This window comes from Rhodobacter sp. SGA-6-6 (assembly GCF_011043545.1).
GTDB lineage: Bacteria > Pseudomonadota > Alphaproteobacteria > Rhodobacterales > Rhodobacteraceae > Pseudogemmobacter.
In genome coordinates, this window is record NZ_JAAKGP010000004.1 from 13,925 (window position 1) to 26,934 (window position 13,010).

At 69.1% G+C, this 13,010-nt stretch carries 14 protein-coding genes; 11 read left to right on the forward strand and 3 right to left on the reverse strand.

All coding sequences use genetic code 11. The features are described from left to right. Positions 1–120: 120 nt before the first annotated feature. The 3 genes from G5B31_RS09045 to G5B31_RS09055 form a co-directional block, all read right to left on the reverse strand. Complete coding sequence (locus tag G5B31_RS09045) at positions 121–1,350, reverse strand: MFS transporter (RefSeq protein WP_165016359.1); 1,230 nt, start codon at positions 1,348–1,350, stop codon at positions 121–123. Between the two features lie 61 nt (positions 1,351–1,411). Next, entirely contained in the window at positions 1,412–2,140 is a 729-nt protein-coding gene (recO, locus tag G5B31_RS09050; RefSeq protein ID WP_205911877.1) for a DNA repair protein RecO, read from the reverse strand. Positions 2,141–2,178: 38 nt separating this feature from the next. Continuing rightward, a complete protein-coding gene (locus tag G5B31_RS09055; RefSeq protein WP_165016364.1) occupies positions 2,179–3,042 on the reverse strand; it encodes a MurR/RpiR family transcriptional regulator in 864 nt (287 codons plus the stop codon). 124 nt (positions 3,043–3,166) lie between these two features. Between G5B31_RS09055 and G5B31_RS09060 the strand changes: the two genes are divergently transcribed. The 11 genes from G5B31_RS09060 to G5B31_RS09110 all read left to right on the forward strand — a co-directional run bounded on the left by G5B31_RS09060 (position 3,167) and on the right by G5B31_RS09110 (position 13,010). Beyond that, a complete protein-coding gene (locus G5B31_RS09060; protein ID WP_165016366.1) occupies positions 3,167–4,192 on the forward strand; it encodes a spermidine/putrescine ABC transporter substrate-binding protein in 1,026 nt (341 codons plus the stop codon). Positions 4,193–4,199: 7 nt separating this feature from the next. After that, positions 4,200–5,267 (forward strand): ABC transporter ATP-binding protein, encoded by a 1,068-nt coding sequence (locus tag G5B31_RS09065; protein WP_165016368.1) that lies wholly within the window; start codon positions 4,200–4,202, stop codon positions 5,265–5,267. Next, complete coding sequence (locus G5B31_RS09070; protein WP_165016370.1) at positions 5,267–6,154, forward strand: ABC transporter permease; 888 nt, start codon at positions 5,267–5,269, stop codon at positions 6,152–6,154. The genes G5B31_RS09065 and G5B31_RS09070 overlap by 1 nt, the downstream gene beginning before the upstream one ends. Then, a complete protein-coding gene (locus tag G5B31_RS09075; protein WP_165016372.1) occupies positions 6,147–6,983 on the forward strand; it encodes an ABC transporter permease in 837 nt (278 codons plus the stop codon). The genes G5B31_RS09070 and G5B31_RS09075 overlap by 8 nt, the downstream gene beginning before the upstream one ends. 1 nt (position 6,984) lies before the next feature. Next, complete coding sequence (locus tag G5B31_RS09080) at positions 6,985–8,055, forward strand: P1 family peptidase (protein ID WP_165016374.1); 1,071 nt, start codon at positions 6,985–6,987, stop codon at positions 8,053–8,055. 85 nt (positions 8,056–8,140) lie between these two features. Further along, a complete protein-coding gene (locus tag G5B31_RS09085; protein WP_165016376.1) occupies positions 8,141–9,364 on the forward strand; it encodes a GTP-binding protein in 1,224 nt (407 codons plus the stop codon). 1 nt (position 9,365) lies between these two features. Next, the gene (locus G5B31_RS09090) at positions 9,366–9,632 is read left to right on the forward strand and encodes a DUF6525 family protein (protein ID WP_165016378.1); all 267 of its coding nucleotides are present in this window, start codon (positions 9,366–9,368) and stop codon (positions 9,630–9,632) included. 61 nt (positions 9,633–9,693) lie between these two features. After that, positions 9,694–10,542 carry an amino acid ABC transporter permease gene (locus tag G5B31_RS09095; protein ID WP_165016380.1) on the forward strand — a complete coding sequence of 283 codons (849 nt, stop codon included), beginning with the start codon at positions 9,694–9,696 and terminating at the stop codon, positions 10,540–10,542. Beyond that, positions 10,539–11,345: an amino acid ABC transporter ATP-binding protein gene (locus tag G5B31_RS09100; RefSeq protein ID WP_165016382.1), complete on the forward strand. Its 807-nt coding sequence runs from the start codon at positions 10,539–10,541 to the stop codon at positions 11,343–11,345. The genes G5B31_RS09095 and G5B31_RS09100 overlap by 4 nt, the downstream gene beginning before the upstream one ends. A 4-nt stretch (positions 11,346–11,349) precedes the next feature. Continuing rightward, on the forward strand, positions 11,350–12,207 hold the full coding sequence (locus tag G5B31_RS09105) for an ABC transporter substrate-binding protein (protein ID WP_165016384.1): 858 nt from the start codon (positions 11,350–11,352) through the stop codon (positions 12,205–12,207). A 14-nt stretch (positions 12,208–12,221) separates the two neighbouring features. Further along, positions 12,222–13,010: a GntR family transcriptional regulator gene (locus tag G5B31_RS09110; protein WP_165016386.1), complete on the forward strand. Its 789-nt coding sequence runs from the start codon at positions 12,222–12,224 to the stop codon at positions 13,008–13,010.

The window sequence follows — 13,010 nt, forward strand, 5'->3', positions numbered from 1 at the left end:
GGGGCGGGCGCTGGCCGGGCCTTGAGGGTCCGGCCGGACAAGGGGAAGCGTTGCGCGGTGGCGAAGGCGATGGCCTTCGCCAATGGAAAGGCGCAACATCGCGGGAGCGCCGGTCCTGACCTACCCCGTCTCAGCCAGCCCGCCGCGCGAGGGCCGCTGCACCCCCAGCCGCGGATGCAGCCGGCCGGCGATGCCCCAAGCCAGCAGCAGCCCCAGCCCCGATGCGGCGAAGATCCCCTGCAACGGCACCACGAACAGCACCAGCCAGGCCGCCCCCGGCGTCAGGATGCCCGACACGTCGCGGAAGCTGGAATAGACCGCGCTCATCTCGGTCCGTTCCGACGGCTTCACGCTCATCAGGAACGGCAGGCCGCCCACCACGTCCAGCGTGACCAGGAAGGCCGAGGAGCAGAACATCAGCACCACCGCCGCCCAAGGCAGGAAGGCCAGCAGCGAAGCGGCGACCATCAGCGCCGCGCAGCCGAGGAAGGCGAAGCGCACCGACCGCCGCACCCCGGCCCGCCGCGCCCAGCGGTTGATCGCCGGGGCCAGGAACAGGATCGCGTTCGACACCGCCAGCGCGGTGCTGCCCACCATGTCGCCCAGACCCGCCTCGATGCAGAAGATCGGCAGGTAGACGACATAGACCCACCAGCCGCAGGACCGCATGACGGCGAAGAACCAGCCTGCGATCAGCCGCGGCTGGCGGAAGAACCGGCCGAGGAAGCCCAGCGGATTCACCGCCGGCCCGCGCGCCCGCTGGATCTGCTTGCCGTTGCCCAGCCGCAGCACCCAGAAGCTCGCCAGCAGCACCAGCGCGAAGCCGCCGGAGATCACGAAGATCCCCGCTCCCACCTGGGTATAGACGAAGGGCCCCAGCAGCGGCCCCAGCGTCCAGGGCGCGGCGGCATAGGCCATCTGCACCGACTGGCTGCGGCCCAGGTTCTCGCGCGCCACATAGTCCAGCACATAGGCGTTGAAGCAGACGAAGACCGTCGCCGTCGCCATCATGCTGAACAGCAGCGCCAGATGCGCCCCCAGGTTCGACCCCAGCGCCGCCATCGCCGCCCCCAGCACATAAAGCAGGCAGCCCGCGGTATAGGCCCATCGGCGTGGAACGAAGCGGGTCAGCCAGGGCACCATCAGCCCGGTGACCAGCGACAGCACCCCGCCGAACAGATAGGCCACCGAGACCGCCTGCGCATCGCCCAGCATCTCGTAGAGGTAAAGCGGCCAGACCGCGATCAGGGTGCCGCGCACTGCGGCTTCCAGCCCGGCCAAGGTGGCCAGATGCTCGATCTTCGGCGTTGCGGCGTGCTTGAGGTCAAGCGGAAGGTAACGGACGGCCATGCCGCCCATTCACCCCGGCCCGGCCCGCGCCGTCTGTCGCGCCACCGACATGCGGCGTCGTTCAGGGCGCTTCCGCCGCCCGCGCCAGCAGGTCCAGCAGGCGCCCGCGCGCCTCGGGCAGCGGGCGGCCATGGTGCTCCTCGGCCAGGTCGCGGGCGAGGAAATGGCTGGTGATGGCAAGGCCCTGAAGCAGCGCAGCGGGTGTCATCGGGCCGCCGGTCATGCCCTCGGGCAGCGGGAACAGCTTTCCGGCCCAATCCCCCGCCCCGACCCGGCTGACGGCGCGGCCGGTCTTCGGGCTGACATAGGCCAGCCCCTGCCGTGTGCCGGTCACCGCGCAGGCGGTGAGGTCGAGGCCGAAGCCCAGTTCCTCCAGCAGCAGCATCTCCCACCGCAGATACTCCGCCTGCCAGCCCGGCGCGCCCAGCCGGTCCAGTAAAGCGCCGGTCGCCAGCCACAGCGCCTCGTGCGGATCGCGCTCGGGCAGGGTCACAGACAGCAGCGCGCAGACCGAGGCCAGCCCGGCCAGCGCCAGCCGGTCGGCCAGCAGATGCGCCCGGCTGCGGACCGGCTCCACCGTGAAGGCGCCCAGATGCTCGGACAGCCGGGCCGACCAGGCGACGGCGACCTGCGTTCCGGGCTGCAGATGCGGCACCATCCGGCGCGAGGCCCCGCCGCGCACCACCCCCGCATGGCGGCCGTGGCCGCGGGTGAACACCTCGATGATGGCGGCGCTTTCGCCATGCGGCCGCATGGAGAGGACCGCGCCTTCGTCCCGCCAGTCCATCAGCCGATCCTTCCACCGCCGCGGCCGTCCCGCAAGGGCGGTCAGTAGAGCCCCAGGTCGCGCAGCACCGAGGGCCAGGTCGAGATCCGCCGCCGCGCCTTGTCGGGGTCGCAGCCCGCCACCGCATGGGTGACGAGGTTCAACAGAGTCGCCAACGGCCCGGTGCTTTCGAGGAAGGCGCCGACCTTGGTCGCGGCATGGAAGACGAAGGGCGTATGCGCCTGCGCCCAGGTGTTCAGCTCGTCGGTGATCACCACCACGCCGATCCCCAGCCGCCGCGCGGTGCGGACGATCACCTCGGCCTCGCGGGCATAGGGCACCATGTCGACCAGCACCAGCGCCCGCGCCTCGCCCGCCCGCCGCTGCGAGGGCACCCATTCCGCCAGCCCGGCGTCATGCGCCGAGATGTAGCGCACCGATCCCCGCACGATGCTCAGCCGCCGGGCGAAATCCTCGGCCAGGCCGCGGACGGTCTGGAAGCCGGTGACGAAGACCTCGTCCGCGGCGTCGATGGTGGCGATGGCCTCGGCCCATTCCGGCCGGGCGATCTGCGCGCCGAGGCCGAGGATGGCATCGGCGTCCCGTTTCAACAGCGTGCCCAGTTCCCCCTCCAGCAGCCGGATGTAGCGGTCGGTCGCATGGATGTGCAGGGCGGCGGGCGAGCCGATCTCGGCCTTGAGCTCGGTCATGCCGCGGAACCCCAGCCGGCGCAGGAAGCGGCTGACGGTGATCTCGCTGACCCCGGTCTTGGCGGCGATCGAGGCGCCGGTCTCCAGCGGCAGCCCGGCCTCGTTCAGCATCAGCCACTGGGCGATCATCGCCTCGGATTTGGTCAGCCCGCCCTCCACCGCGCGCAGGCGGGCGGCAAGCGGGGAATCCGGGGTCTGCGGCGCGGGTTTGCTCATGACATGATTTACAGCAAAGGAAGTGAATGTTAGCCTTCTGTCATAAAACAACATGCCCGAGTCGCGGCCGCAAAGGCAAGCCCTGCGCGCGCCCGAACCCGAAGGCAGCAACCGGGAGAAGACGATGAAAACGCAAATGGCGGGCCTCGCCTTGGCCCTTTCGCTGACTGCGGGCGCGGCGGCGGCGCAGGAGACGCTCTCGCTCTACAACTGGGGCGACTACATCAACCCCGAGGTGCTGACGAAGTTCACCGAGGAAACCGGGATCGCGGTGACCCTGGACACCTATTCCTCGAACGAGGAGATGCTGGCCAAGATCCAGGCCGGCGCCACGGGATACGACATCGTCTTCCCCTCGGTCCACATGAACGACATCATGCTGAAGCTGGGGCTTCTGGAGAAGACCGGCATCAACGCCCATCCCGACTTCAAGAACATCGACCCGGCCTTCCTGCGCGCCAAGGAAGACCCGGCGGGCGAATACTGCCTGCCCTATGCCTGGGGCACGGTGGGCATCTTCTACAACGAGGATGTGACCGGCCCGATCACCGGCTGGGCCGATTTCTTCGCCATCCCGGAAAAGACCGGGGCCAAGATCACCATCCTCGACGACATGCGCGAGGTGCTGGCCGTGGGCCTGATCATGACCGGCAAGTCGGTGAACAGCGCCGACCCGGCCGAGGTGCAGGCGGCGGCGGATTACATCCTGTCGCACAAGGCCGCGGTCACCGCCTTCACCTACGAGGTTCCGGCGATGCTGACCTCGGGCGACATCGCGGCGGGGCATTTCTTCGTCGGCGGCAACGTCTTCTTCACCGAGATGCCGAACATCAAATACATCATCCCGGCCGAGGGCGGCACGATGTATCAGGAGAACATCTGCGTGCTGGCCTCGGCCCCGCACAAGGAGAACGCGCAGAAGTTCCTGGAATTCTACCTGCGCCCGGAAATCGCCGCGCTGAACGTGGCGCAGCAGTTCAACGGCACCCCGAACATCCCGGCGAACGAGCTGACGCCCGACTTCATCCGCTCGAACCCGAACATCAACGTCGGGCCGGAGACGATGGCGCGGCTGCAGATCTTCGAGGACATCGGCGCCGCGCTGAAGATCTACGACCGCGCCTGGAACACCATCCGCACGGCACAGTAACGCCGAGATGGACTCCCTGCTGGAAATCCGCGGCGCGCGGAGGGAATTCGTCACCCCGGAGGGCGACCGCATCGCCGCCCTCGACGGGGTGGACCTCGATGTCGGCGCGAAGGAATTCGTCACCCTGCTCGGCCCCTCGGGCTGCGGCAAGACCACGCTCCTGCGGGCGATCTCGGGCTTCGAGGCGCTGGACGGCGGCACCATCCGGCTGGGCGGCGCCGACCTGACCGCGCTGCCGCCCTTCCGCAGGCCGCTGAACACGGTGTTCCAGTCCTACGCCCTGTTCGGCCACATGACCGTGGCCCGCAATGTCGGCTACGCGCTGGAGGTGGCCGGCGTGCCGAAGCGCCGGCGCGAGGCCGAGGTGGCCGAGGCGCTGGACAAGGTGGGCCTGTCCGGCATGGGCGCGCGGCGGCCGGGGCAATTGTCGGGCGGCCAGCGGCAGCGGGTGGCGCTGGCCCGGGCCATCGTGGCGAAGCCGCGGCTCCTCTTGCTGGACGAGCCGCTGTCGGCGCTGGACCGCAACCTGCGCCAGCAGATGCAGATCGAGCTGAAGACCCTGCAGGACCGGCTGGGCATCGCCTTCGTCTTCGTCACCCACGACCAGGAAGAGGCGCTGACCATGTCCGACCGCATCGTGGTGATGCGCGCGGGACGGATCGAGCAGATCGGCGCCCCGCGCGACATCTACCGCCGCCCGAGGAACCGCTTCGTCGCCGAGTTCATCGGCGAGACCAACCTCTTCCCCGTCACCGTGGACCGGGTGGAGGGCCCGACCGCCCTGGCCCGCACGGCCGAGGGGGTGGAGTTGCTGCTGCCCGCCGCCGGCCGCAAGCCGGGCGAGGCGATCACGGCGATCCTGCGGCCGACCGATTTCACCCTGGCCGACAAGGGCATCCCCGGCACCGTCCGCAGCGCGGTCTACCTCGGCTCCGACCTGCACCTTTTCGTGGCCCCCGCCGCGGGCGGCCCGGAAATCCGCGTCACCGCCCGCGACGGGCAGGCGGCCGAGACCGGCGCTGCGGTGCATTTGGCGCATGACCCGGCACGGGTGCATGTGCTGGAGGGCGGCTGATGGCGATCCGCCGCCAGTCGGCGATCCTCGGGCTGCTGCTGGCGCCGGCCACGCTGTTCCTCGGCGTGTTCTTCCTCTTGCCGCTGCTCATCATCGCCCTTTTCTCCTTCCTGACCCCCGGCCTTTACGGCGGGGTGGAGTGGAGCTTCTACCACTGGAACTACGGCCGCATCTTCGGCTGGGCCGACGGCATCATGGAGGTGTTCGAGCCGGTCTACCTGCGCATCCTCTGGCGCTCGCTGTCCTTCGCGGCGCTGACGGTGCTGGTGACGCTGCTGCTGTGCTATCCGGTCGCCTTCTGGGTCTCGCGCCTGCCGGAACGCAGCCGCCTGTTCTTCCTGTTCCTGATCACCCTGCCCTTCTTCTCCAGCCTGATCGTCCGCCTCTACGCCTGGCTCCTGATCCTGAAGCCGACCGGCTTCCTGAACAGCGCGCTTATGGGCCTCGGCCTGATCGCACAGCCGCTGGAGATCCTCTACACCCCCACCGCCGTTGTCCTCGGCATGGTCTATGTCATGGTGCCCTTCATGTTCCTGCCGCTCTATGCCGCGGTGGACAACCTCGACCGCGCGCAGGTGGAGGCCTCGATGGACCTCGGCGCCAACCGGGTGCAGACCTTTCTGAAGGTGGTGCTGCCGCAGACCCTGCCGGGCATCATGGGCGGCGCGGTGATCGTCTTCATCCCCTCGGTCGGCAACTTCATCGTGCCCGACATCCTGGGCGGCGCGAAGGGGCTGATGATCGGCAACCTGGTCGAGCAGCAGTTCCTGTCGGCCCGCAACTGGCCCTTCGGCTCGGCGCTGTCAATGGTGATCATGTCGGTGGTGCTGACCGTGCTGCTGGTCGCGGTGACGCGGGCCAGGAAGACGGGGGCCGGCCATGCGTAACCCCTGGGGATGGGCCGCGCTGACCGGCTTCTCGCTGCTCTTCTTCGTCTTCATCTACGCGCCCTTGTTCGTGATCGTCGGCTATTCCTTCAACTCCAACCCGGTCAACATGATGATCTGGGAGCGGTTCACGCTGGACTGGTATACCGGCCTCTTCGGCCTGACCGAGCGGGTGATGGACCCCAACAGCCGCGCCGCCTATATCGAAAGCACCGACCAGATGATCGCGGCACTGAAGACTTCGCTGACGGTCGCGGCCTTCACCACCACCATCGCCACGGTCCTGGGCACCGCCACCGCCATCGCCTTGGCGCGCTACCGCTTCCGGCTGCGGGGGTTCTACAACGGCTTCCTGATGCTGCCGATGATGATGCCCGACATCGTGCTGGGAATCGGCCTCTTGATCTTCTTCGTCACGCTGGGGATGCAGCTGTCGATGCTGACCATCGTCATCGGCCACTGCACCTTCCTGACCTCCTATGTCTTCATCATCGTGCAGGCCCGCATCGCCGGCATCGACCCCGCGCTGGAGGAGGCATCGGCCGACCTCGGCGCCAGCGAATGGGTCACGCTGCGCAAGGTGCTGCTGCCGCAGCTGGCGCCCGGCATCCTTGGCGGGGCGCTGCTGGCCTTCGTCATCTCGATGGACGATCTGGTGATCACCTATTTCATCTCGGGCACCGGCGACACCACCCTGCCGGTCTTCATCTTCGGCATGATCCGCCGCGGCGTGAAGCCCGAGATCAACGCCATCGCCACCCTGATCATCCTCGCCTCGGTGGTGATCGCCGCGGCTGGCCTGTGGCTGCGCAGCAGAAAGACCGACTGAGATGACCAAGCCGGCACAAAAGCCCCGGGCCCGCGACCTGGGCCTGCCCTTCCCCGGCACGCCCGGCCCCCTGAACGCCATCACCGACGTGCCGTGGGTGACGGTGGGCCTTTGCACCCTGACCGATCCGGCGCGGAAGATGCGGACCGGGGTGACCGCCATCCTGCCCCGCCCGGGGAACGAGCCGCGGCCGGTCTGGGCCGGCCATTTCGCGCTGAACGGCAACGGCGAGATGACGGGGACGCACTGGATCGACGATGCCGGCTATTTCATCGGGCCGGTGATGATCACCAACACCCACGGGGTCGGCGCCGTCCATCTGGGCGCGACCCGCTGGATGATCGACCGCTACGCCGCCTTCTTCCGCGACCGGCACGCCTGGGCGATGCCGGTGGTGGCGGAGACCTACGACGGGGTGCTGAACGACATCAACGCGCTGCATGTCCAGCCCGAACATGCGCTGGCGGCGCTGGAGGCGCTGTCGGGCGGCCCGGTGGCCGAGGGCTCCACCGGCGGCGGCAACGGCATGATCGCCTACGAGTTCAAGGGCGGCACCGGCACCTCCTCGCGCCGGGTCGAGATCGGCGAGACCTATACCGTGGCGGCGCTGGTGCAGGCCAACCACGGCATCCGGCCCTGGCTGACCGTGCTCGGCCGCCCGGTGGGGCAGCTGATGCCGGAGGGGGCGTTCTATTCCGCCGAGACCGGCTCGATCATCGTGATCCTCGCTACCGATGCGCCGCTGTCGGCGCTGTCGCTGCGGCATCTGGCGAAGCGCGCCGCCATCGGCATCGGCCGCGGCGGCACCCCCGGCGGCAACAACTCGGGCGACATCTTCCTGGCCTTCTCCACCGCCAACGACGGGCCGATGCCGCAGGCCGCAGGCCCGGTCCTGTCGCGGCAGGAGCTGAACCCCGAGCGGATCGACCCGCTCTACCTCGCCGCGGTGGAGGCGGTGGAGGAGGCCGTCGTCAACGCGCTGGTGGCCGGAGAGGACGCGCCCACGGTAAAGCCCGAGGGCCTGACCTGCCGCGCCATCGACACCGCCCGGCTGGCCGCGCTGTTCCGCTAGGGGCCGGTCCGCCGCCGGAAGGCGGTGCCTTGCAGGTTCCGGCACAGTTATGTAATGTTATATCATTACATAACCTGAGGACGCCATGCCCCCCAGCCAGCCCCACCGCGACAAGCGCCTGCCCGTCACCGTCCTTTCCGGCTTCCTCGGCGCCGGGAAGACCACGCTTTTGAACCACATCCTGAACAACCGCGAGGGCCGCCGCGTCGCGGTGATCGTCAACGACATGTCCGAGGTGAACATCGACGCCGACCTGATCCGCGGCGGCACGGAACTGTCGCGGGCGGAAGAGAAGCTGGTCGAGATGACCAACGGCTGCATCTGCTGCACCCTGCGCGACGACCTGCTGGTCGAGGTGCGGCGGCTGGCGGCGGAGGGCCGCTTCGACCACCTGCTGATCGAATCCACCGGCATCGCCGAGCCGCTGCCGGTGGCCGCCACCTTCGACTTCCGCAATGCCGATGGCGACAGCCTGTCAGACGTGGCGCGGCTGGACACCATGGTCACGGTGGTCGATGCGGTGAACCTGACCCGCGACTTCTCCAGCCACGACTTCATCGCCGACCGCGGCGAATCCCTGGGCGAAGAGGACCACCGCACGCTGGTCGACCTGCTGACCGACCAGATGGAATTCGCCGATGTCATCGTGCTGAACAAGGCGACGGAGGCCGGGCCGCTGCGGCTGGACCAGGCCCGCAAGATCGTGCGGGCGCTGAATCCCGATGCGCGGTTGGTCGAGACCGATTTCGGCCGGGTGGCGCCGGAGGCGATCTTCGACACCGGCCTCTTCGACTTCGACAAGGCCCATCTGCACCCGATGTGGGCGAAAGAGCTTTACGGTTTCGCCGACCACGTGCCGGAGACCGAGGAATACGGCATCTCCTCCTTCGTCTACCGCGCCCGCCGGCCGTTCCACCCGCAGAAGGTTCACGACCTGCTGAACGGCGACCTGCCCGGGGTGATCCGCGCCAAGGGCCATTTCTGGATCGCCTCGCGCCCCGACTGGGCGGTGGAGTTCAGCCTCGCCGGGGCGATGTCCTCGGTCACGCCGCTCGGCAATTGGTGGGCGGCGATCCCGCGCGAGCGCTGGCCCGCCCACCCGGAGGCGCTGGCCGAGATGCGGAAGCATTGGGTGGAACCTTGGGGGGACCGGCGGCAGGAGCTGGTCTTCATCGGCGCAGGGATGGACAGGGCGGCGCTGACCGCCCGGCTGGACGCGGCGCTGGTCGCGGCCGGGACCTTCGCCCCGCAGGACTGGACCCGGCTGCCCGATCCCTTCCCGGAATGGGGCCGGCGGCAAGTGGCCTGAGATGGGCAATCTCGCCACCTCGCTGAAGCGCCGCAGCCGGGGGCGGGCGATGGACCGCTACGACCGGCTGCCGCCCGAGCTGCGCCGCTGGCTGGTCGGCGCCGCGCTGCCCTGGAGCCCCGGCTCGGCGCTGCGGCTGTGGCGCCGGCTGCGGCAGGACTGCGCCGGCGATGCCGAGGCTCTCTTCCGCCGGATGGACCTGGCCGAGGCGCGGATGCTGGCCCGCGACGCGCCGAAGATCTGGGGCCGCCCCGATCAGGGTCATTGACGGCCCTCGGGCGGCCGGTCTAGAAAGTTGTAGGAACAATACTACAAGCTGATCGGACCGGATGACCAGCACGCCCCCCGTCCCCGCCCTGCCGCCGCCCGACCTGCCGGTGCGGCGGCTGCGCCATCCGGGCCGCTGGATCGCCGGGGCGCTGGTGGTCCTGGTGCTGGGGCTCCTGCTCTGGGCCTTCGCCGTGGGCAAGATCCGCTGGCCCATCGTCGGCGAATTCCTGACCGCCCCGGTGATCCTGAAGGGCTTCGGCTGGACGCTGCTGATCACGCTCTGCGCGCTGGTGCTGGGGATCGTGCTCGGCTTCGCCTTCGGCATGATGCGGCTCTCGGCCAACCCGGTGCTGCGCTTCGCCTCCTGGCTTTACGTCTGGGTCTTCCGCGGCACGCCGGTGCTGCTGCAGCTGCTGATCTGGTTCAACATCGCCCTGATCTTCCCCCGACTCTACATCCCCGGCCTGGTCGACATGAAGATGGTCGAGGCGGTGACGCCCTTCGTCGCCGCCGTGCTGGGGCTGGGTGTCAACGAGGGCTCCTACCTGACCGAGGTGGTGCGCGGCGGCATCGGCTCGGTCGACCGCGGGCAGGTCGAGGCGGCGAACACCCTGGGCATGACGCCGGGCCAGACCATGCGCCGGATCGTGCTGCCGCAGACCATGCGGCTGATCCTGCCGGTCCTGGGCAACAGCGCGGTGGGGATGCTGAAGTTCTCCTCCCTCGCCGCCACCATCGCCATGACCGAGATGCTGAACGCCGCGCAGCGGATCTATTTCATCAACGGCGCGGTGATCGAGCTGCTGTTCGTCTGCGCCATCTGGTATCTGGCCGGCACCACGGTGCTGTCGATCGGCCAGTATTACCTGGAGCGCCATTTCGGCCGCAGCGCCGGGGGCCGCGCATGACCGTCGCCGTCCGCACCGTCGGCATCCGCAAGCGCTTCGGCGACCACGAGGTGCTGAAGGGCATCGACCTGGAGGTCAGCCATGGCGAGGTGCTTTGCATCCTCGGCCCCTCGGGCAGCGGCAAGTCCACGCTCCTGCGCTGCATCAACCACCTGGAGGTGCCGGACGGCGGCTATGCCTGGGTCGACGGGCAGATCATCGGCTACGACCTGCAGGGCGACCGGCTGCACGAACTGCCCGTCCGCCGGCTGCGGGCGCAGCAAAGCCAGCTGGGCATGGTGTTCCAGCACTTCAACCTCTTCGCCCACCGCACCGTCCTCGGCAACGTGATCGAGGGCCCGATGGTGGTGCGCCGGCTGCCGCGCGAGGCGGCGGTGAAGCGGGCGATGGAGCTGCTGGACATGGTGGGCATGGCCGAAAAGGCCGGGGCCTGGCCCTCGCAGCTGTCGGGCGGGCAGAAGCAGCGCGTCGCCATCGCCCGGGCGCTGGCGATGGAGCCGCGGGTGATGCTGTTCGACGAGCCCACCAGCGCGCTGGACCCCGAACTGGTGGGCGAGGTGCTGGAGGTGATGCGCCGCCTCGCCGCCAGCGGCACCACCATGATCGTCGTCACCCACGAGATCGGCTTCGCCCGCGAGGTGGCCGACCGCGTGGTGGTGATGATCGACGGCGAAATCCGCGAATCCGGCCCTGCCGCGCAGGTGCTGGCCGATCCCGCCGACCCGCGCGTGCGCAGCTTCCTGGGCCGCGTGCTGGCGCGCCCATCTGAAAATACCACCGAAAACACACAACAGAGAGGATGAAGAGATGACCCCGACCCGGCTGAAGCGGCCCCTCCTTGCCGCCCTGATGAGCGCCGCGCTGGCCCTGCCCGCCCTGGCCGGGGTGGACACCGCCGCCCAGGCCCTGCTGCCCGAGGCCAACCGCGACTCGGGCAAGCTGCTGGTCGTGGTCTCGCTGGCCTATCCGCCGATGGAATACACCGACGCCGGCTCCGAGGAGCTGAAGGGCTTCGACATCGACCTGGCGCGCGAGATCGCCGCCCGGCTGGGGCTGGAGCCGGAATTCGCCAATGTCGAGTTCCCGCAGCTGATTCCGCAGGTGGTGACCGGCCGGTCCGAGATGATCATCAGCGCCTTCTCCGACAAGGTGGAGCGGCAGGCGCAGCTGGACTTCATCGACTACTTCAACACCGGCAACGTGTTCTACTCGACCGCCGAGCACAGGGACGAGATCAAGGACGAGAAGGACCTTTGCGGCAAGACCATTGCCGTGGCCACCGGCACCAGCTGGGTGACCTGGGCCGAGGAGGTGGGCAAGGCCAACTGCCCGGCCGACAACCTCTACAACGTGATCCAGATCCCCACCCAGGCCGAGCATATCATGCAGATCAACCAGGGCCGGGCGCAGGCTTCGGTGATCGGCGTGGAAGGACTGGCGGATCTGGAGATCAACGAGCCGGGCGCCTTCTACCAGATCGGCGCGGCGGGCGATCCGAACCCCTACGGCATGGCCTTCGAGAAATCGAACACCGCCCTGCGCGATGCGGTGCTGGCGGCGCTGAACGGCATGATGGCCGACGGCACCTACAAGGAAATCGTCGACCGCTACCATCTGGGTGTTGGCGCGGTGGACGAATTCGTGATCAACGGCGCCACGGAATAGGCGGGGGCCGGGACATGACGGGATCGGGCGAAAACGGCACGCAGGCGGGCGGCGACCCGCTGTCGGGCATGACGCTCGATTCCTATTCCGGCGAGCAGCTCTACCGCCAGCTCTACCGCGGCCTGCGCAGCGCCATCCTCTCCGGCGCCTGGGGCGAGGGCGAGATCATCCCCTCCGAGAACGAGATGCGCGACCGCTTCGCCATCGCGCGGACCACCGTGCGCCACGCCATGGCGCTGCTGGTGCGCGAGGGGCTGGTGGCGCAGGTGCGCGGCAAGGGCACCATGGTCTCGCACCGGCCGGTCAGCCACAGCGTCTGGAACTTCGGCAGCTTCACCGACCTCGCCCGCGCCAACGGCAAGCGCCCGGTGACGCGGGTTCTGGAGCATCGGGTCGAGGACGGCGTGCTGCTGCTGGTGCGCGCCCGCGGCCTGGGCGGGGCCGGCGGGGTGGAGTGGCTGAACCTCGACACCTCCTGGCTGCCGCTGGCGCAATATCCGGGGATCGAGCGCTACGACTTCGCGGCGCAGTCGCTTTACGCCGTGCTGCGCCGCGACTACGGCCGCACCCCGGCCCGGTCCGAGATCCTGCTGTCGGTGGTGCCGCCGAGCCCGCAGCTGATCGAGGTCTTCGGCGCCGAGCCCGCAGTGCCGGGCTATCTCTGCGCCACCGCGGACGTGCTGGACGCCGGGGGCGAGAGGGTCGAGCGCACCTCGATCATCTATTCGCCGCGGGTCGAGATGAAGTTCGCAACCCGCTGGGGCCATGGCGCCGGCCCCGCCCCGCAGACGGAGGAGAATTGA